21 protein-coding genes are annotated in these 19,552 nt (G+C 67.4%); 9 read left to right on the top strand and 12 right to left on the bottom strand.

What is annotated here, in order from left to right; all coding sequences use genetic code 11:
* Positions 1–199: 199 nt before the first annotated feature.
* The 4 genes from ACIRGA_RS22825 to ACIRGA_RS22840 form a co-directional block, all read right to left on the bottom strand.
* Positions 200–1,639, bottom strand: coding sequence for a DNA polymerase ligase N-terminal domain-containing protein (locus tag ACIRGA_RS22825; protein WP_400944175.1), 1,440 nt, complete (start codon positions 1,637–1,639; stop codon positions 200–202).
* A gap of 127 nt (positions 1,640–1,766) precedes the next feature.
* Positions 1,767–3,785, bottom strand: coding sequence for an ABC transporter ATP-binding protein (locus tag ACIRGA_RS22830; RefSeq protein WP_400944177.1), 2,019 nt, complete (start codon positions 3,783–3,785; stop codon positions 1,767–1,769).
* Entirely contained in the window at positions 3,785–5,518 is a 1,734-nt protein-coding gene (locus tag ACIRGA_RS22835; protein WP_400944179.1) for an ABC transporter ATP-binding protein, read from the bottom strand. The genes ACIRGA_RS22830 and ACIRGA_RS22835 overlap by 1 nt, the downstream gene beginning before the upstream one ends.
* 30 nt (positions 5,519–5,548) lie before the next feature.
* The gene (locus ACIRGA_RS22840; protein ID WP_400944181.1) at positions 5,549–6,196 is read right to left on the bottom strand and encodes a TetR/AcrR family transcriptional regulator; all 648 of its coding nucleotides are present in this window, start codon (positions 6,194–6,196) and stop codon (positions 5,549–5,551) included.
* A gap of 273 nt (positions 6,197–6,469) precedes the next feature.
* Here ACIRGA_RS22840 and ACIRGA_RS22845 point away from each other — a divergent pair, with 273 nt between their 5' ends.
* The 7 genes from ACIRGA_RS22845 to ACIRGA_RS22875 all read left to right on the top strand — a co-directional run bounded on the left by ACIRGA_RS22845 (position 6,470) and on the right by ACIRGA_RS22875 (position 11,691).
* The gene (locus ACIRGA_RS22845; RefSeq protein ID WP_400944183.1) at positions 6,470–7,696 is read left to right on the top strand and encodes a sensor histidine kinase; all 1,227 of its coding nucleotides are present in this window, start codon (positions 6,470–6,472) and stop codon (positions 7,694–7,696) included.
* On the top strand, positions 7,693–8,127 hold the full coding sequence (locus ACIRGA_RS22850) for a roadblock/LC7 domain-containing protein (protein WP_005159022.1): 435 nt from the start codon (positions 7,693–7,695) through the stop codon (positions 8,125–8,127). Before ACIRGA_RS22845 ends, ACIRGA_RS22850 begins: the two co-directional genes overlap by 4 nt.
* Positions 8,128–8,146: 19 nt before the next feature.
* Positions 8,147–8,530, top strand: a complete 384-nt coding sequence (locus tag ACIRGA_RS22855) for a DUF742 domain-containing protein (protein WP_016334731.1) — start codon at positions 8,147–8,149, stop codon at positions 8,528–8,530.
* Positions 8,505–9,122 carry a GTP-binding protein gene (locus ACIRGA_RS22860; RefSeq protein ID WP_400944186.1) on the top strand — a complete coding sequence of 206 codons (618 nt, stop codon included), beginning with the start codon at positions 8,505–8,507 and terminating at the stop codon, positions 9,120–9,122. Before ACIRGA_RS22855 ends, ACIRGA_RS22860 begins: the two co-directional genes overlap by 26 nt.
* Before the next feature lie 24 nt (positions 9,123–9,146).
* Entirely contained in the window at positions 9,147–10,373 is a 1,227-nt protein-coding gene (locus tag ACIRGA_RS22865; protein WP_400944188.1) for a styrene monooxygenase/indole monooxygenase family protein, read from the top strand.
* Positions 10,374–10,491: 118 nt separating this feature from the next.
* Positions 10,492–11,346 carry a Ku protein gene (locus ACIRGA_RS22870; protein ID WP_400944190.1) on the top strand — a complete coding sequence of 285 codons (855 nt, stop codon included), beginning with the start codon at positions 10,492–10,494 and terminating at the stop codon, positions 11,344–11,346.
* Between the two features lie 132 nt (positions 11,347–11,478).
* On the top strand, positions 11,479–11,691 hold the full coding sequence (locus ACIRGA_RS22875; RefSeq protein ID WP_400944192.1) for a hypothetical protein: 213 nt from the start codon (positions 11,479–11,481) through the stop codon (positions 11,689–11,691).
* A 157-nt stretch (positions 11,692–11,848) separates the two neighbouring features.
* Here ACIRGA_RS22875 and ACIRGA_RS22880 read toward each other — a convergent pair whose 3' ends face one another.
* From ACIRGA_RS22880 to ACIRGA_RS22905, 6 genes are all read right to left on the bottom strand, one after another.
* A complete protein-coding gene (locus ACIRGA_RS22880) occupies positions 11,849–12,070 on the bottom strand; it encodes a DUF2795 domain-containing protein (RefSeq protein ID WP_400944194.1) in 222 nt (73 codons plus the stop codon).
* A 148-nt stretch (positions 12,071–12,218) separates the two neighbouring features.
* On the bottom strand, positions 12,219–12,383 hold the full coding sequence (locus ACIRGA_RS22885; protein WP_400944196.1) for a hypothetical protein: 165 nt from the start codon (positions 12,381–12,383) through the stop codon (positions 12,219–12,221).
* A 188-nt stretch (positions 12,384–12,571) separates the two neighbouring features.
* Positions 12,572–14,047, bottom strand: coding sequence for an adenosylhomocysteinase (gene ahcY, locus ACIRGA_RS22890; RefSeq protein ID WP_400944198.1), 1,476 nt, complete (start codon positions 14,045–14,047; stop codon positions 12,572–12,574).
* Positions 14,048–14,296: 249 nt separating this feature from the next.
* Positions 14,297–15,328, bottom strand: coding sequence for a DNA polymerase IV (locus tag ACIRGA_RS22895; RefSeq protein ID WP_400944200.1), 1,032 nt, complete (start codon positions 15,326–15,328; stop codon positions 14,297–14,299).
* A gap of 9 nt (positions 15,329–15,337) precedes the next feature.
* Entirely contained in the window at positions 15,338–15,763 is a 426-nt protein-coding gene (locus tag ACIRGA_RS22900) for a YciI family protein (protein WP_400944202.1), read from the bottom strand.
* A gap of 61 nt (positions 15,764–15,824) precedes the next feature.
* Positions 15,825–16,091, bottom strand: a complete 267-nt coding sequence (locus ACIRGA_RS22905; RefSeq protein ID WP_400944204.1) for a DUF3040 domain-containing protein — start codon at positions 16,089–16,091, stop codon at positions 15,825–15,827.
* 254 nt (positions 16,092–16,345) lie between these two features.
* On the opposite strand from ACIRGA_RS22905, the gene ACIRGA_RS22910 reads away from it, so the two are divergent.
* Positions 16,346–17,404 carry a cobalamin-independent methionine synthase II family protein gene (locus tag ACIRGA_RS22910; protein WP_400944206.1) on the top strand — a complete coding sequence of 353 codons (1,059 nt, stop codon included), beginning with the start codon at positions 16,346–16,348 and terminating at the stop codon, positions 17,402–17,404.
* A gap of 22 nt (positions 17,405–17,426) precedes the next feature.
* Here ACIRGA_RS22910 and ACIRGA_RS22915 read toward each other — a convergent pair whose 3' ends face one another.
* Together ACIRGA_RS22915 and ACIRGA_RS22920 are read right to left on the bottom strand one after the other, a co-directional pair.
* Positions 17,427–18,053, bottom strand: coding sequence for a LysE family translocator (locus ACIRGA_RS22915; RefSeq protein ID WP_400944208.1), 627 nt, complete (start codon positions 18,051–18,053; stop codon positions 17,427–17,429).
* The gene (locus ACIRGA_RS22920) at positions 18,050–18,616 is read right to left on the bottom strand and encodes a GNAT family N-acetyltransferase (protein WP_400944210.1); all 567 of its coding nucleotides are present in this window, start codon (positions 18,614–18,616) and stop codon (positions 18,050–18,052) included. Before ACIRGA_RS22920 ends, ACIRGA_RS22915 begins: the two co-directional genes overlap by 4 nt.
* A 51-nt stretch (positions 18,617–18,667) precedes the next feature.
* Between ACIRGA_RS22920 and ACIRGA_RS22925 the strand changes: the two genes are divergently transcribed.
* On the top strand, positions 18,668–19,552 hold an 885-nt coding region (locus ACIRGA_RS22925), incomplete at its 3' end, for an alpha/beta fold hydrolase (protein WP_400944212.1).

Below are 19,552 nucleotides of genomic sequence, written 5' to 3' on the forward strand. Positions count from 1 at the left end.
TTCGTGTTTTCTTGGTTCCTGCTTCCGGCTTGTGGCGTGGTGGGGCTCGCCCCCCCCCCCCCCCCCCCCCCCCCCACGACCCGCGCTTGACCAGGGCCGAAGGCTTCTTTCACCGCATTAGACGCGGCGAAGGGAGCCTTCATCCCACCATCGGCCTGCCCGAGAACAAGCCACGTTTGACCTTCGGCTCAAAATAGATTTAGCCGTCGGCTTCGACCTCGTCGGCGGCGACGTCCGGCAGCAGGCCACGCCACCGCGGATTGCGCAGGCAGCCCGCGTCGGTCCAGCCGCCGAAGACGACCTCCCCGACGATGGTCGGCCGCGACCAGCGGGCGTCCCGCGCCTGTTTGTCCGGAACGGAATGGAACGGGGATGTCTTGCGCTCCAGGCGGAACAGCTCCTTGGAGAGCTTCGCCAGCTCGTCACCCGCGAAGCCGACACCGCAGTTTCCGATGTACCGCAAGCCGTCCTCGTGCGGAACGCCGAGCAACAGCGAACTGAACGTGCCCGCCCGGCTGCCGCCGCCCGGCCGCCAGCCGCCCAGTACCACCTGCTGCACGAGGGTTCCGGTGATGGAAAGCCACTCACCGGTCCGCCTTCCGGGGTGGTACGCGGAGCCGGCGCGTTTGGCGACGATGCCGGCGAGCTCATGTTCGCGGGCCGCCCTGGCGACCGCGCCGCCGTCCCCGAGGTAGTACCGGGGGACCTGCCAATGCGGCCCGGCGAGCCCGAGTTCGTCGAGGAGCTGCCGCCGTTCGACATAGGGCGACCCGAGACAGGAACGGCCGTCCAGATGCAGGAGATCGTTCACCAGGTAGAAGGCCGGATAACGGGCGGTGAGCCGTTTCGCGGAGCTCTTCGTCGCCCGCGCGCGGTGCCCGAGCCCCTCCGGACTCGGCTTCCCACCGTCGAAGACGACGATTTCCCCGTCGAGAAAGGCTTCCGTGGCACCGAGTTGTTCGCCGAGGCCGCGGAATTCGGGATACAGGCCGGTGACGTCGTCGCCTGAATCGTCGTAGGCGGTGATCCGGCCCCCGGACGCGCGGATCAGCGTGCGGCGCCCGGACCAGTCGAATTCGTAGGCCCATTCCGGGTCTTCGCCGGTCGACGGGAGACGTCCCGGTTTGGTCAGCATCGGGGCGAGGAAAGAGGGGAGTTCCACCCGGCCGGGATCGGCTGGGTCGAGCCGTTTGAGCAGCCAGCCGCGATCGTTCCCGTCCTTCTTCACATTGAGGAACAGGTATTTCCCGCGCGCCCGTTCACCGTGGAAGACGACTTCGACCTTGTGGTCGTTGAAGTGCAGCGTTTCGTACCGGCCGGTGTCCCAGATGGTCATGGTGCCGCCGCCGTATTCGCCCGCGGGGATCTCGCCTTCGAAGGTGAGGTATTCCATCGGGTGGTCTTCGGTGTGCACGGCGAGGCGTTCTTGGTCCGGCGACATCGGCAGGCCCTTCGGCACCGCCCAGGAGACCAGGACTCCGTCCCGTTCGAGGCGGATGTCCCAGTGCAGGCTGCTCGCGTGGTGTTCCTGGATGACGAAGAGATCGTCGGCCCCGGTCGTCCCGTCGCGATCCGGAAGGGGTTCGGGAGTTCGCCCCGGTCTGCGCTTACGGCGGTATTCGCCGAGTTTCTCCGCCATGGTCGGCCAGCGCACCCCTCTCCGGATCGGGTCACGCAAGCCTAGCGCCGTTCACGGTCCTTACGTGCGCCGAAGGCCCCTTTTCCCACGGTAAAAGTAGAAAAAGGGGCCTTCGATACCGATGCGTTCAGTCGGTTTCGGCCAGCGCCTCCGCGAACTGGGCGGCATAGAGCCGGGAGTACGCACCACCGGTGAGCAGCAGTGTTTCGTGGTCGCCCTGTTCGACGATCGATCCGTTCTCCATCACCAGGATGACGTCCGCGTCGCGGATGGTGGAGAGCCGGTGCGCGATGACGAAACTCGTCCGCCCCTCGCGCAGCGAATTCATCGCCCGCTGGATCAGGACTTCGGTCCGCGTGTCGACCGAACTGGTGGCTTCGTCGAGGATGAGGATCGCGGGCTTCGCCAGGAAGGCCCGCGCGACGGTGATCAGCTGTTTCTCGCCGGTACTGACCGTGCCGCCCTCGTCGTCGATCACCGTGTCGTAGCCGTCCGGAAGGGTGCGGACGAACCGGTCGACGTGGGTCGCCTTGGCCGCCGCGACGATCTCCTCGTGCGTGGCGCCCGCGGAACCGTAGGCGATGTTCTCCGCGATCGTGCCGCCGAACAACCACGCGTCCTGCAGCACCATGCCGGTCTTGGAGCGTAGGTCCTCACGGTCCATCCCGGCGATGTCCACGCCGTCGAGGGTGATCCTGCCGCCGTCGAGTTCGTAGAACCGCATGAGCAGGTTGACCAGCGTGGTCTTGCCCGCGCCGGTCGGGCCGACGATGGCGACGGTGTGCCCCGGTTCGACGGTGAGCGACAGGTCCTCGATGAGCGGCGTGTCCTCGGCGTACCGGAACGACACGTGCTCGAACTCGACCTGACCCCGTACCTGCTCGACCTTCGCGGGTTCGGCGGGCTCGGGCTCCTGCTCGTCCGCGTCGAGCAGCGCGAAGACCCGCTCCGCGGACGCGATCCCGGACTGCAGCAGGTTCGCCATACTGGCGATCTGGGTGACCGGCTGGCTGAACTGCCGGGAGTACTGGATGAACGCCTGGACGTCGCCGAGCGACAGCGTCCCGGACGCCACCCGCAGCGCGCCGATCACGGCGACCAGCACGTAGCTCAGGTTGCCGATGAACATCATCGCGGGCTGGATGGTGCCCGAGATGAACTGTGCCTTGAAGCTCGCGCCGTAGAGCGTGTCGTTGTGCTCGCGGAAGACCTCTTCGGCCTCCTCGCGGCGGCCGAACACCTTGACCAGCGAGTGCCCGGTGTACATCTCCTCGATATGCGCGTTGAGCCGTCCGGTCGTGGACCACTGCTTGATGAACTGCGGCTGCGCCTTCTTGCCGATCTTGGCCGCGACGATCACCGACGCCGGCACGGAAAGCAGCGCGACCAGCGCCAGCACCGGCGAGATCACGAACATCATCACGAGCACGCCGATGACCATCAGCAACGACGACACGATCTGCGAAAGGGTCTGTTGCAGCGACAACGCGAGATTGTCGATGTCGTTGGTCGCCCGGCTCAGCACCTCACCGCGTGGCTGGCGGTCGAAGTAGCTCAGCGGGAGCTTGGCGAACTTCTCCTCGATCCGCTCGCGTAGGTCGAACACCGCCCGCTGGACCAGGTTCGTCGTCAGCCTCGCCTGCAGAAGGGAGAAGAACGACGCCACGATGTAGAGCAGCAGCACCCACAACAGAACCTGGCCGACGGCGTCGAGGTCGATGCGCTGGCCCGGGACGAAGTCGATCCCCGAGAAGAGGTCGGCGAGGGTGTTGTTGCCTTCCGCCCGCAGGCCGGCGATGACCTGTTCTTTGCTGAGGCTCGGAGGCATGTCCTTCGCGACGACGCCGGCGAAGATGAGGTCCGTCGCCATGCCGAGGATCTTCGGCCCGATCACGCTCAGCGCGACACTGGCGACGCCGAACAGCAGGATGCCGTACAGCATGGCGCGCTGCGGCTGGAGCAGCCGCAGCAGCCGTTTCAAGGATCCCTTGAAGTCCAGGGCCTTCTCGGCGGACTGCCCGCCCATGAAGGCGGCGGGGCCGCGGCCGAAACCGCCTCCGCCGGGGCCGGGTCCCCGTGCCGCGCTCGCGCGCTCGCCCACGGGTTTGGCCTTCGCCGTGTCTGTGGTGGACTCGGGCGCGCTCATCAGGCGGCCTCCTGCTCGGTCAGCTGGGACAGCACGATCTCCCGATAGGTTTCGTTGCCGTCCATGAGTTCGGTATGCGTACCGCTGCCGACGACGCGGCCTTCGTCGAGCACGACGATGCGGTCCGCGTTGCGGATCGTGCTGACCCGCTGCGCGACGATGACCACTGTCGCTTCGGCGGTCTCGGCGACGAGCGCCCGCCGTAGCGCGGCGTCGGTCGCGTAGTCGAGTGCCGAGAACGAATCGTCGAAGAGATAGATCTCTGGACGCCGTACCAGCATCCGGGCGATCGCGAGCCGCTGCCGCTGCCCGCCCGAGACGTTGGTCCCGCCCTGGGCGATGGGGGAGTTCAGCCCTTCGGGCATCCGTTCGACGAAGTCCTTGCCCTGCGCCACCTCCAGCGCGTGCCAGAGCTCCTCGTCGGTGGCGTCGGCCTTGCCGTAGCGAAGGTTGCTCGCGACCGTTCCGGCGAACAGGTACGGTTTCTGCGGCACCAGCCCGACGGCGTCGGACAGCACGGTCGAATCCAGTTCCCGGACGTCGACACCGTCGACGCGTACCGAGCCGTCGGTGGCGTCCATCAGCCGGGGGATCAGGTTGAGCAGCGTGGTCTTCCCGCTGCCGGTGCTGCCGATGATCGCGGTGGTCTCACCGGGCAGGGCCAGCAGTGAGATCTCCTGCAGCACCGGCTTTTCCGCACCGGGGTAGCGGAACTCCACATCGGACAGTTCGAGCCGTCCGCGCACCTCGCCGGGGCTGATCGGGTTCGCCGGGAGGACGACGCTGGTGTGCGTGTCGAGCACTTCGGTGATGCGCTCTGCGCTGACCTCGGCGCGGGGCACCATCATGAACATGAAGGTGGCCATCATGACCGCCATCAGGATCTGCATCAGGTACGACAGGAACGCGGTGAGCGCGCCGATCTGCATGCTGCCGTCGTCGATGCGCAGCCCGCCGAACCACAGCACGGCGACGCTGGAGGCGTTCATCACGAGCATGACGATGGGGAACATCAGGGCCATCAGCCTGCCGACTATCAGCGAGACGTCCAGCAGTTCGGTGTTGGCCTTGGTGAACCGCCGCCGCTCGTGGGTGTCCTTGACGAACGCGCGGATCACGCGGATGCCCATGATCTGCTCGCGCAGGATCTGGTTGATCTTGTCGATGCGCTCCTGCATCAGCCGGAACGCCGGCCGCATCTTCGCGATGATGACCCCGACCGAGACACCGAGGATCGGCACCGCGAGCACCAGCAGCCACGAAAGGGTGACGTCCTGGTTCAGCGCCATGATGATGCCGCCGAAGCACATGATGGGCGCGGACACCATCAGGGTGAACGCCATCAACGTCAGCATCTGCACCTGCTGGACGTCGTTGGTCGTGCGGGTGATCAGGGACGGCGTCCCGAACTGGCCGACCTCGCGGGCGGAGAAGTCCTGGACCCGGTGGAAGATCGCGCCGCGGACGTCACGGCCGACCGCCATCGCGGTGCGGGCGCCGAAGTAGACGGCGCCGATCGAACAGGCGATCTGCACCAGCGACACCAGCAGCATGACGCCGCCGACACCGAGGATGTAGTCGATGTCGCCCTTGACCACGCCGGAGTCGATGATGTCGGCGTTCAGCGTGGGGAGGTAGAGCCCGGCGAGGGTCTGGACGAACTGCAGCAGCACGATCAGCCACAGGTCTCGCCGGTACGGGCGCAGGTGAATGCGCAACAACTTCGTCAGCACAACGGTTTCTCCCCAGTGGTGGGTAGGGTGTTACTTCTTCTTCGGTTTCTTCGCCCGTTCGGGTCCGGTGAGTGACGGCACACCCGCGGCCGCCTCGCGCAGAAGGACCTCGATCGTCTCGAAGAAGGGATCTCTGCCTTCGTTCATCAGCCAGGTGAAGAACGCGGTCTTCACCGCGGCCTCCACGATGGCCGCCATCAGCCGGGCGTTCAACGCGTTTTCCGGGCCCGCGCCCGCCCGCTCCAGGATCGCGTCGGCCAGCACCCGTTCGACGGTGGCGTGCGCCTTGAGGAACTCGCCGTGCACAGACGGGTGGGTGATCATCGACCGCGCGAAGAGCACGGCTTGCCGGTTCGGCACGCCATCACGCCCGTAGGCCTCCAGCGTCGCCGCGGTGACCGCGTCCCACAACGGTTCCTCCGGTGGCCGGTCGCGCAGCGCCTCCCGCACCCGTTCCTGTCGTTCGACGATGAACGAGCAGATCGCCTCCTCTTTGCTGGAGAAGTAGTTGTTGAACGTGCGGGGGGAGACCCCGACGGCATTGGCGATGTCTTCGACGCGGACCTGGTCGACGCCCTTCTCCAGGGCGAGCTTGAGCGCTGCCTCGCTCATCGCGCGCCGGGCCGCGCGCTTCTTGCGTTCGCGCAGTCCGAGTGGGGCGGCAGGGTCCAAGGTCACGACGGCCACAGTAGGCAAAAGTTGCGGGGCGCGCAAATTTATGCGTACTCCGCACTTTTCGGACATCACCCGTGGCGTGCGACACGCAAGATGCAGCCGAATGGCCTAGCGCGCGTCGCTCACCAGCCGTAACGCGTTCGTGACCAGGTCACTGCCAGCGGTTGAACGGAAACCGACTGTGGACACGGATAGTGACTTCTGCTTGCATGGCCGTCGTTGTGCTGGGGAGTGCGACACGGGTCCGGGTAGGCGAAGAGAAAGAAGTGGAAGCACATGGTGACGCGGGCTCGAGGCTTGCTTGACCGCTCACGGGTTCTTCTGGACCGTTCCAGGGTCGCCGCGGCGCAGTTCCTCGCCGCACCGCCCAGGCACGCTCCGTCGGCTCCGCCGGTCGAACCGGCGGTGGAACAACGGCCCGCCGTGGACGCGCCGGACGCCGGTGCGCTCGCGGGCGTCTGCTCCAATGTCGCGCTGCGCGACCTCAATCTGCTCGACCAGCTGCTGGCCCAGCTGGAGACGATGGAGGCGGGGGAGGAGAACTCCGACCGTCTCGCCGAGCTCTACCGGCTCGACCACCTCGCGACCCGGTTGCGGCGCAACGCCGAGAACCTGCGCGTGCTCGCCGGCCGGGACGCCGACGACACGACCGCCGGGATCTCGTCCGTGCTCGACGTGATGCGGGCGGCGATGTCGTCGATCGACCACTACTCGCGGATCACGATCGGCCGCGTCGTTTCGCTCGGCGTCGTCGGTTTCGCCGCCGAGGACGTCAGCCGGATCCTCGCGGAACTGTTCGACAACGCGGCGAACCAGTCGTCGCCGAGCTCTCCGGTCAGTGTCAGCGCGCACCTCACCGAGCAGGGAAGCGTGCTGATCCGGATCGAGGACGAGGGCATCGGCATGCCGCCCGAACGCCTCGCGGCGCTGAACGAGCGACTGGCGGCGGGGCCGGTGCTCGACGACGACTCCGTGCGGCATATGGGACTCGCGGTCGTCGGCAGGCTCGCCGACCGGCACGAGATCACCGTCAAGCTCGACCGTCGCACCCCGCACGGCACGGTCGCCACCGTGCTGCTGCCGGTGCCGGTGGTCTCGGAACTGGCCGAAAAGCAGTGGTCCGGTTCGCAGACCGTCGTGCTGCCGCAGGCGAGGATCACCAACGGCGCGCCCGTGGGCGACCCGGTCGCGACGCCGTCCGGGCTGCCGAGGCGCCGCCCGGCCCCCGCGGCGGAACCGGAACCCGACCGGAAGCCCAGCCCGCGTCCGCGCACGGCCTTCCAGCCGCCCGCCGACGGCGGCACCACGGCCAGCGGTCTCCCGCGCCGGGTTTCCCGCAGTATCAGGACTTTGCCCGACGAACCGGCCCCGCCGACCACCCCGCCCGCCGACGCGGCGGACGGGCACGAGGCGCTGTTGGCCGACCTCGATGCCTTCAGCGACGGCGAGCGTGCCGCTCTCGACGACCGGCACGAGCGTGAGACCGGAGGAAACACCCAGTGACCGCCCAGGACGCGACCACGGATTTCACGTGGCTGCTCGACGATTTCGTGCGCAAGGTGCACGGCGCCAGCCACGCGCTGATCATGTCCGTTGACGGGTTCCCTTTGACCGCTTCGGAATCGGTGTCCAGTGACGACGCCGAGCAGCTCGCCGCCATCGCGAGCGGTCTGCTCAGCCTCGCGGGCAACAGCGCCGCGTTGTTCGGCAAGGGCAACTGCGAGCAGATCATCATCCGGCTCACCCGCGGGTACTTCCTGTTCATGGGGATCGGCGCCGAAGCCGGGCTCGCGGTGCTCACCGAGCCGGACTGCGACATGAAGGTCGTCGCCTACGAAATGACCCAGTTCATCACCAACGCCGGTCACGCCCTCACCCCCGAGGTGCGAGCGGGACTCCGGCAGGTCCTGACCGCCCGACGGCCGCAGGCCTGAGAATCCGGAGAAGGAAGGGATGACCGTGTCCAGCGACCAATCTCCGGACCGGCCCGTCAAGATGCGCAGCCGCAGAATCCGGCCGTACGCGTTGACCGGCGGCCGGACGAAGAGCAGCCAGCTGCTGCTGGTGGAGACCCTGATCTCGGTCCCGCGTTACGACCCGTCGCTGGCCGAGGCGCTGATGCCCGAATCGCGCTCGCTGTACGAGCGCGCCCGCGAACGCTCGTCGATCGCCGAGCTTTCGGTGGGACTGGATCTGCCACTGGGTGTGGTCCGTGTGCTCATCGGCGACCTCGCCACCCAAGGTGCCGTCTTCGTGCACCCGACGGCCCACGCCTACAACCACGATACGAACGTGCTCGAGAGGATCCTCGATGGACTCAAGCGCCTCCCGGTCTGACGCCGATCTTCTCGCCATCTCCGCCAAGATCGTGGTCGCCGGTGGATTCGGCGTGGGCAAGACGACGTTCGTCGGCTCCGTCTCCGAGGTCCCGCCCCTGAGCAACGAGGCCTGGATGACCGAGGCCGGGGCCGGGGTCGACGAGCTGGTGCCGCCCGGAACCAAATCCACCACCACGGTCGCGATGGACTTCGGCCGGATCACCCTGCGTGAAGACCTGCTCCTGTACCTGTTCGGCACCCCCGGCCAGGCCCGGTTCTGGTTCCTCTGGGACGACCTTTCGCGAGGTGCGCTCGGCGCCGTCGTGCTGGTCGACACCAGCCGGATCGACCAGTCGTTCGCCGCGATCAACTACTTCGAGAACGACTCCGAGCTGCCGTTCATCGTCGCGGTCAACCAGTTCGAGGGGATGCCGGTGCACGACCTCGAAGAGGTGCGCGACGCGCTGGCGCTGTCCCCGGACATCCCGCTGGTCACCTGCGACGCCCGCGACCCGAAGTCCGCGGTCGCGACGCTGCGGGAACTGGTGTCGCACACGCTGTCTCTCGCGGTGGTCTCCGGACCTGGCCGCGAGTTCGCTTCACTCAGCTGAACGGTTCTGGGAGGAACGTCGAGGATGCGCAAGGTTCTGATCGTCGGTGCCGGGCAGTCCGGATTGCAGCTGGCCTTGAGCCTGCTGTCCCACGACTATGACGTCACGGTGATGTCGGCGCGGACGCCGGACGAGATCCGGTCCGGCAAGGTGATGTCGACCCAGTGCATGTTCCACTCCGCTTTGCAGCACGAGCGGGACCACAAGCTGAATCTGTGGGAGGACGAGACCGTCCGGGTCGAGGGACTCGGTGTGTCGATCGCGGGACCGGACTCCAGCCGCGTGCTCGACTGGTTCGGGCCGCTGGAGCACTACGCGCAGTCGGTGGACCAGCGGGTGAAGATGGCGGCCTGGCTGGAGCTGGTGGAGGACCGCGGCGGCAAGGTCGTCATCCACGGCGTCACCACCTCGGATCTGGCGCCGCTGGCGAAGCTGTACGACCTGGTGGTCATCGCGGCGGGCAAGGGCGAGCTGGTCCAGCTGTTCGACCGGATCCCGGAGCGTTCGCCGTACACCGAACCGCAGCGCGCGCTCTCGCTGGCGTACGTGCACGGTCTGGAGCGCCGGCCCGAGCACCCGGACAAGGCGGCGGTGCGGTTCAACATCATCCCCGGCGTGGGTGAACTGTTCATGATCCCCGCGTACACGCTGAGCGGGAACTGCGACATCCTGTTCTTCGAAGGCATCCCCGGTGGCCCGCTCGACTGCTGGAACGACCGGCCGTCGCCCCAGCAGCACCTCGACCGGATCCTGTCGCTGATGAAGCAGTTCCTCCCGTGGGAGTACGAGCGCTCGCGCAACGCCGTGCTGACCGACGACAAGGCGACGCTGGCGGGCGGGTACACCCCGGTCGTGCGGAACGCGGTCGGCAAACTGGGCTCGGGGACCGCGGTGCTCGGCATGGCCGACGTCGTGGTGGCCAACGACCCGATCACCGGCCAGGGCTCCAACAACGCGAGCCACTGCGCGGCGTCCTATCTGGACTCGATCCTCGAACGCGGGGACAAGCCGTTCGACGAGGAGTGGATGTCCGCGGCGTTCGAGAAGTACTGGGAGTACGCCCAGCACGTCACGACCTGGACCAACGCGATGCTGCAGCCGCCGCCCCCGCACGTCCTCCAGATCATCGGCGCGGCGGGGGAGAACCCCGCCGTGGCGAAGCGGTTCGCGAACGGTTTCTCCGATCCCACCGACTTCCAGCACTGGTTCCTCGACCCCGCGAAAGCGGAGAAGTACCTGGCCGAGGCCTGATTCCGAGGCCGCGATGGTCCCGCGTCCGAGTGCGCGGGACTGTCGCGGTGCGCCGTTTCGGGCTACCGTGGTCACCGTGCGTGAGTACGGTCGGTGACGGCAGCGGAGGTGCGGCTCGATGCGTTCGATGTGGAAGGGCTCGGTGTCCTTCGGGCTGGTGAGCATCCCGATCCAGCTCTACGCGGCCACCGAGAGCAAGAACGTCTCGCTGCGCCAGGTGCACGAGGCCGACGGCGGCCGCATCCAGTACAAGCGGTTCTGCACGATCGACGGCGAGGAAGTGCCCTACGCCGAGATCGCGAAGGGCTACGAACTGCCCGACGGCGAGATGGTCGTGCTCACCGACGAGGACATGTCCGAGCTGCCGCTGGCGTCGTCACGGGCGATCGACGTGCTCGAGTTCGTGCCGCTGGAGTCCATCGATCCGATCCATTTCGACAAGACCTACTACCTCGAGCCGCAGAAGAACGCCGTCAAGCCGTACGTGGTCCTGCGTGACGCGCTGGAGAAGGCGAGCCACGTGGCGGTCGCGAAGGTCGCCATCCGGCAGCGCGAGACGCTCGCGATCCTGCGGGTGCACAGCGACGTCCTGACGATGACGACGATGCTGTGGCCCGACGAGGTCCGCGTCCCGGACTTCGGGTTCCTGCACGACGATCCGCCGCAGGTGCGGCCACAGGAACTGACGATGGCGGGTTCGCTGATCGACTCGCTTTCGGAGCCGGTGTTCGAGCAGGAGAAGTACACCGATTCCTACCGTGAGGCGCTGGAGGCCATGATCGAGGCCAAGGCCGCGGGGAGCGAGACGACGAAACCGAAGGCCGTCGGCGCGAAGGCAGACGTGGTCGACCTCATGGAGGCCTTGCAGGCCAGCGTGAGCGAGGCCAAGAAGAGCAGGAAGCCTTCGACGGCCAAGAAAGCCACCGCCGCGAAGAAACCCGCGTCCGGCAAGCGAACCCCGAAGAGCGCTTGACTCTCCTTTGTGGACGGTTGTGCCCGGTGTCACCCCGCCGGGTGCCGCGACACGCCGCGCGTATGCCGGGATCTGTCGTCCCTCGGTGGTAGTAAGGCAATCGAGGAGACTTTTCTGATCGCGGGAGGCGGTATGAGCATGGAGTGCGCGTTCTGCGCCGGCGGACTCGACCACTGCCACGGCACGCTGGTGGTCCACCTCGACGCCGGTTTCACCGAATGCAGCGAAGACGGCTGCGTCGACCTCGACTTCGCCCGGCACACGCTGACGGTCGACTGCTTCGACGTCGACGGGGGCTGCTCGTGCGCGGAAGTATCGGCCGAGCTGCTGCTGCGGGCTTCTTGACCGGCGGCCAATACACTAGTCCGGCCCGATTCGGGTGATCGAGACCGATTGCCACTCGAAGGTGTGGGCGTTCGTGTACATCACGGCCGCGAATGTGTTAACTATGACGGGGTCCTCCGGCTCTCCCTCCCCCTCGGAGCCGGGGGACCCCTTCATTTCACGGTGCTTCCTTGGCGGTGTCGTGGATCGGCGCCCCGTTGCAGGACCGGACGGCCTCCCATACGCCGTCCCCGTCCGCGTAGTCGCGGGCCGGCAACGTGCCCAAGGGGCCCAGGACGTCGTCGCCCGCACCGGCCGCGGCGGCGGCCCGCAGGAGTTCGTCGCGTCCGCACGGGTACCTCGCCTCCGTCAAGTACGGGCGCGGGTCGGTTCCTGCCATCGGCTCTCCCTCCTTCTCCTTGTCCGGGGCGGATACCCGGCGGACGGAGGACGGAAACAGCCCGGGCACCCGGCGTGAGGGGAACGCCGGGTGCCCGGGCTGTTTCGGCGCCGGTACCGGGGGCCGGGTACCGGTTTCGGTCCGGTGCTCAGTACCAGTGGGCGCGGCCGCCGACGGCCTTCCCGGTGTTCCCGAGAACGGCCAAAATGATGCCGATGACCGCCAGCGCGATCCCGATCGAGTACAGGACGGGGATGCTGGCGATGACACCGACGACGATCAGGATGACGCCGAGAATGATCAACGGGAACACCTTCTCCTTCGTAGTCGCCCGGCCCGAGTGCTGCCGGGTTGTGGCTACGCAAGGGATTCCCGCCTCCATTTCGCCGGAAACAGGTCCATCCGGCCGAAGTTCTCACGCATTCGGCCTAGCGGCTGCCCAGCCTCGTGAGTGGCAAGGGCGGTTCTAACCGTCCTTACCACTCACGAGGTGTGAAGGGCTCAGTACCGGTAGTGGTCCAGTTTGTACGGACCCTCGACGTCCACGCCGATGTACTCGGCCTGACGCTTGGTCAGCTTGGTCAGCCGGACGCCCAGCGCGTCGAGGTGCAGCCGGGCCACCTTCTCGTCGAGGTGCTTCGGCAGCACGTGGACGTCGGTGGCGTATTCGCCGGGCTTCGTGAACAGCTCGATCTGGGCGATCGTCTGGTTCGTGAAGGAGTTCGACATCACGAAGCTCGGGTGACCGGTGGCGTTCCCGAGGTTCATCAGCCTGCCCTCGGACAGCACGATGATCGAGTGCGCCTCGCGGTCGGTCGTCGCGGGGAAGACCCACTCGTGCACCTGCGGTTTGATCTCGATCTTCCGGATGCCCGGGATCTTCGCGAGCCCGGCCATGTCGATCTCGTTGTCGAAGTGGCCGACGTTCGCGACGATCGCGTTGTGCTTCATCTTGGCCATCTGGTCGGCCATGATGATGTCGAAGTTGCCGGTGGTGGTGATGAAGATGTCGCCGCGCGCGACGACGTCGTCGAGTTCGACGACGTCGAGGCCCTCCATCGCCGCCTGCAGCGCGCAGATCGGGTCGATCTCGGTGACGACCACGCGGGCGCCCTGGCCGCGTAGCGATTCCACCGCGCCCTTGCCGACGTCGCCGTAGCCGCAGACGACCGCGACCTTGCCCGCGATCATCACGTCGGTGCCGCGGTTGAGACCGTCGATGAGCGAGTGGCGGATGCCGTACTTGTTGTCGAACTTCGACTTCGTCACGGAGTCGTTCACGTTCATCGCCGGGAAGAGCAGCTCGCCTTCCTTGGCGAGCTTGTACAGCCGCTTGACGCCGTTGGTGGTCTCCTCGGTGACCCCGCGGACCTCCTTGGCGATGCGGGTGAACCGGCCGGTGTCGCGGCCGAGGCTTTCCCGCAGGGTTTCCAGCACGAGGTGGTACTCCTCGGGGTCTTCCTCGGTCGCCTGCGGAACGGCGCCGGCGGCCTCGAATTCGACACCCTTGTGGATCAGGAGGGTCGCGTCGCCACCGTCGTCCAGGATCATGTTCGGGAGGCGGCCGTCGCCGAAGTCGAAGAGTTGGTCGGTGCACCACCAGTACTCGGCGAGCGTCTCACCCTTCCACGCGAACACCGGCGAACCCGACGGCTTCTCGACGGTGCCCTCCGGGCCGACGACGACGGCCGCGGCCGCCTCGTCCTGCGTGGAGAAGATGTTGCAGGACACCCAGCGCACCTCGGCGCCGAGCGCGACGAGCGTCTCGATCAGCACCGCGGTCTGGACGGTCATGTGCAGCGAACCCGCGACCCGCGCGCCCTTCAGCGGCTGCGAGTCGGCGTATTCGCGGCGCAGCGCCATCAAGCCGGGCATCTCGACCTCGGCGAGGCGCAGCTGCTTGCGGCCGGCCTCGGCGAGGGAAAGGTCGGCGACGGCGAATTCGATCCCGTTGACCTTGGTCAGGGTGGGGCTCACTGGTTCTCCATTCATCAAGGAAGGCAGGGCGGAGCGGTCCTTCTCGCCGGTGGCGTGAAGGACGGTGTCAGTGCGGGAGTTCAGCGCACGGCCTCGACGACGAAGGCCGGAAAAGGGTTCTGACGCAAGAAAGGCACCTCCACAGTGGGAGGCGCCCTTACGTCTTCGCGGCGGGCCGAGCGTGGCGGAAGAAATCCGTCGCAGCGCCTCTCGGCCCGGAACCAGAATGGCAAAGCGCCGCGAGCGCTGTCAAGGCGCCGGGAATTCGGCGCGGACACCCAGTAGCCGGACCGGTCTGCCGAGATCGAACATGCCGAGCACGGCCAGCGCCGCCTTCTCGATCTCGACGGCGCCGGAGGTCGGTGCCGGCAGGGTCACGCTGTGCGTATGGGTCTGGAACGGGGCGAACCGGACCTTGACCGTGACTCGTGCGACGGGCCTGCCTTCCTCGGCGACGTCCTGTGAGACCCGTTTCGCGAGCGCGACGACCTCGGCGGCCATGACCTCGGGATCGGTGAGGTTCTGCTGAAAGGTCGTCTCGCGGCTGCGGGAACGGGCGACGTAAGGGGTCGCGGTGACCTCGGCGTCGCCGAGTCCTCCGGCGAGGATCCGGTACCACGGGCCGAGCTTCGGGCCGAACCGGGCGGCGAGATCCGCCGGATCGGCGCCGGCCAGTTCCAGCACGGTGTGGTAGCCGGCCTCGGCGAGCTTCTTCGTGGTCTTGGTGCCGATGCCCCAGAGCGCGTCCGTCGGCTTCTCGGCCATGACCTCCCACCAGTTGTCCTGCACGAGACGGAAGATCCCCGCCGGTTTGGCGAATCCGGTGGCGAGTTTGGCGCGCAGCTTGTTGTCACCGATGCCGACGGAGCAGGAGAGCCCGGTCTCTTCGGCCACTTCCCGCCTGATGTCGGCGGCGAGCGCTTCGGGATCCTCGGTGGTGACACCGAGGAACGCTTCGTCCCAGCCGAGCACTTCGACGACCACCGGGAATTCCCGCAGTGTCGCCATCACCCGATCGGAGACTTCTTGGTACGCGGGTGCGTCCGTGGCCAGGAAGATCGCGTCAGGGCAGCGTTTGGCGGCGGTGCGCAACGGCATCCCGGACCGGATGCCGAATTCCCGCGCCTCGTACGAAGCCGTCGCCACCACGGCCCGTTCGGCCGGATCGCCGGTGCCGCCGACGACCACGGGTTTGCCGCGCAGCTCAGGTCGCCGGGAGACCTCGACCGCGGCGATGAACTGGTCGAGGTCGACGTGAAGCACCCACTCCCGGACGACCATCAGCCGAGCTTAAGACCGTTCCGCGATTTCGTCGCGCATGCGCTGCTCGTTGTCCTGCAGCTCTGGCGTGAAGTTCTCACCGAAATCCTCGGCTTCGAGGATCTTGCGGATCTCGAGCACGGTGTCGCCGGTCGGGGGAGTGGGGCAGCGCTTCGCCCACTCGATCGCTTCGGCGCGCGACGGGACATCGACGATCCAGAAGCCGCCGACGAGTTCCTTGGCCTCCGTGAACGGGCCGTCGGTGACGGTGGCCCCGGCCGGGCCGAGTGTGACCCGCGCGCCCTTCGAGCTCTCCTGCAGGCCCTCGCCGCCCACCAGCACCCCGGCGTCGAGCATGTCCTGGTTGAACTTCGCCATGGCGGTCAAAGCCTCCATCGGCGGCATCTTCCCGGCTTCGGAATCCTCGTCCGCCTTGATGATGATCATGAACCGCATGCGTCTTCCTCCCAGTGAACCGGACGTATCGCCCGAACTCTACCGGTGGCGGGGAAGACGATCAGTCGCGCCCGAACCGGGACAGATGAACGATCACCGCCGTGGTCACGGTGATCATCCCGGTCAGCAACAGGGCCGGGCTGTTCAGTATCACGCCCAGCAGCATCAACAATCCCGCGGTGATGTCGAGGCTCAGGAGGAGGGCCAAGCGGAGGAGTGGGGGCCGGGCGGGCCTGCCGGAGCGCAGCCGGGCGGCCAGTGCCGGCTCCGTGAGCTCGAACCAGCGCTCGATCTTCTCCAGTTCCTGCCGATCGTGGTGGCTCAGCATCGGTTTCTCCTTCGGCGCGCCCCGGCCGTCGACAACCACGGAATACCCAGGAGCAGGGCCGGATAAGCATCGAATTTCGCCCTCTTTCGTATAACGATCTATACGGCTCGGCGAGCAACGCTCCCATTCGGTCGAATGGTTGCGCCATTTGGGGTTTCGGCACGTCGAAAGATCGTCAAAGAGCAGGGATCTCGATAGTTTCCACGCCTGTGGCCACGGTGGCCGCGGTTGCGCCATCTGGGAGGACACGAGCGATGACCATGCCCACCGAACCGATCGGCAGTATTCCCCGTCCCGGCTATCTCATCGAGGGGCTAGCCGAGCACGCGGCCGGGCGGCTCGACGCCGACGGGCTCGGCGAGCTACGCGAAAAAGCCCTCGTGGACACCATCGGCCGCCTGGAGGAGACCGGCTCCCCGGTCATCACCGATGGGGAGCAGGGTAAGCCGAGTTTCGCCACGTATCCTTTGGCGGGCCTCACTTCCCTGGCGCCGGACGGCGTCGTGATCCCGTTCGCCGACGGGCACACCCGGCAGCTTCCGAGGCTCACCGCTGGACCGTTCCGCTATCAGACCTATGCCGATGCCTATCTGCGCGAGGCCAAGAAGTACGCGACCAAACCGGTCAAGCAGGCGGTGATCGCGGCTTCGGCGATCAGTCTCGTCTATCCCGGTGAGGAATTGGCCGGATATGACAGAGAACAGTTCATCGCCGACCTGGTGAACGAGGCCGAGGCCGATATCCGCCGCAGTCTCGACGCGGGCGCGGACAGCGTCCAGATCGACTTCACCGAAGGCAGGTTGTCGCTGAAGCTCGATCCGTCCGGCGGCCTGCTTCGGTCCTTTGTGGACTTGAATAACGCGGTGCTGGACCGTTTCTCCGAGGAGGAGCGGAAGAAGATCGGTGTGCACACCTGTCCCGGTGGGGACCAGGACTCCGTGCACAGCCTCGATGTCGACTATGCCGGGTTGCTGCCGACGTTGTTCCAGTTGAGGGTGGGCAACGTGTACGTCCAGCTCGCGAGTGAGCCGGATCCCGAGCGGGCACTGCGGGTGATCGCCGAGCACGCGCGGCCGGACCAGCGGGTCTTCATCGGCGTGACCGACCCGATCGACCCGCGGGTCGAAACCGCCGAAGAGGTCCGGGACAGGGTGCTTCGAGCGGCGCGGTACCTCCCGCCGGACCGGCTGGGGACCTGTGACGACTGCGGATTCTCCCCGTTCGCCGACGACACCTCGACGTCGCGGGACATCGCGTTCGCCAAGATCGCGGCCCGCGTCGAAGGTACGCGTCTCGCCGTCGAATCGCTCTGACGTCGTGCGATGGGCGCCTTCGTCAGTTCTGGACCGCGACCCGGATGCCGAGTCCGACCAGGAAGGTGCCCATCACCGCGTCCATCATGCGACGCACCCGGCCGGAGCTGAAGAACCGCCGCAGCGAACCGACCAGCGTCGCGAGGACGAACGTCCAGACGACGGCCACCGTGGTGGCCAGGACGGCGAGCTGCAGGGTCTGCGCGGTCGAGGCCGAATGCGGGAGGAACTGGGGGATGAGCGCGAGGAAGAACATCGCGACCTTCGGGTTGAACAGGTTGGTGAGCAGGCCCTGCCGGAACGCCTCCTTGGGTACGACGACCGGTGCGACCTTGTCCTTGAGTTCGCTGTAGTCGCCGCGGCGCACCGCCAGCCACGCCTTGACGCCGAGGAAGATCAGGTACGCGGCGCCGATCAGCTTCACCACGGTGAACGCGATCGCCGACGCGGTGAGGATCGCCGCGACCCCGAGCGCGATCGCGACCACCCACACGAAGACGCCGAGCGCGATGCCGAGTCCGGCGGCGATCCCGGCCTTGCGCCCGCCGAGGATCGCGCTGCGGGTCACCACCAGGAAATCCGGGCCCGGAGCCATCGCGCCGAGCAGGCAGATCAAGACGAACGAGAGTGCGGTGGCCCCGGAGATCATGCTTCGATGCTATCCCGCTGGTCGATGTCCCTGGCCATCACGGCGCCTGGGATCCCGATGCCGTCGGGCGTCGTCACCGTCACCCGTTCGACTTCGGTGAAGCCGAACGAGCGGTACAGCGGGACACCGGGCAGGGTCGCCGTCAGTGTCAGCGAAGTGAAGCCCTCGGCCTTCGCCGCGAGACGGCAGGACTCGAGGATCGCGCGTCCGAGCCCGCGCCGGGTCCAGTCGCCGCGGACGAACATGGCACGGACCCTCGCCGGCTCGGTGGCCGGATCGAGTGGCCGGTCGTCGTCCGACGCGTCGCCCGCGCCCGCGTGCGTTTTGTTGCGCCTGCTCCAACCCCCGCAGGCGACGATCTCGCCGTCCGCCTCGTGCACGAAGTAGGTGCCGTCTTCGATCAACCGCAGGTCGAGGCTCGCGATATGTTCCGCCGCGCTCAGGGTCTGTCGCTCGTCGTAGAACCGGGGGAACAACTCCAGCACCGAGGCTCGCATCAGCGCCGCGATGGCGGGCGCGTCGGCGAGGGTGGCCGCCCGCTGCGGCGGCGTGTACGTCGTCATTCCGCGGAAGATAACCAACGAGGGCGCCGTCGCCTATCGGATAATCCCGGGATGATCACCGACGACGGACGTGAGCTGTGGACCTTGGCGACCGGCCGGGGCGAACCGATTCTGTGCTGCCACGGAGGACCCGGCCTGTGGGACATGTTCGGCACCCTCGACCTCGGTCCGCGATTCCGGTTGATCCGGTGGGATCAGCGCGGCGCCGGGCGCTCGGAGGCGCGCGGACCGTACACACTCGAACGGATGGTCGCCGACGTCGACGCCGTCCGGGAATGGCACGGCCTCGACCGTGTCCCGGTGCTCGGGCATTCGTGGGGCGCGCATCTCGGCCTCCTGTATGCGCTCGCGCACCCGGACCGGGTGAGCGCGCTCGTCTACGTGTCAGGTGTCGGCCTCGGCCACGAGTGGCACGCGGAGTTCAAGCGGAACTTCGAACGGGTGATGGGTGAGGAGCTCCGCGAGGAGGGCCGCGAACGCGCGATGCGGCAATGGGCGGCCGATTTCGTGACCGACGGCGAGCGCCACGCCGAAGCGATGGCGACGCCTTGGTTTCCGGTCAACTACGAGGCGAACGCGGCACTGACCGAGGAGATGCGGACGGTGCCGGAGGCGGAGCTCGTCTCGGCCTGCCGGTCGCTGCGGGTGCCGACGCTGATCGTGGACGGGATGGCGGACAACCGGCCGCGGTGGGCCGTCGACTCACTGGAGGAGGCCCTGCCGCTGGTGACCCGGGTGCGATTCGAGGGGGTGGGGCACGTGCCGTGGCTGGAGGCGCCGGATGAGTTCCGGTCTGCGGTGGCGGGTTTCCTGGGCGACTTCGGCGGGGGGGGGGGGGGGGGGGGGGGGGGGGGGGGGGGGGGGGGCGGTGCCACGGCCCACCCCCCCCCCCCCCCCCCCCCCCCCCCCACCCCCCCCCCCAAAAAAAAAAAAAAA

This window comes from Amycolatopsis sp. NPDC102389 (assembly GCF_044765885.1).
Taxonomy (GTDB): domain Bacteria; phylum Actinomycetota; class Actinomycetes; order Mycobacteriales; family Pseudonocardiaceae; genus Amycolatopsis.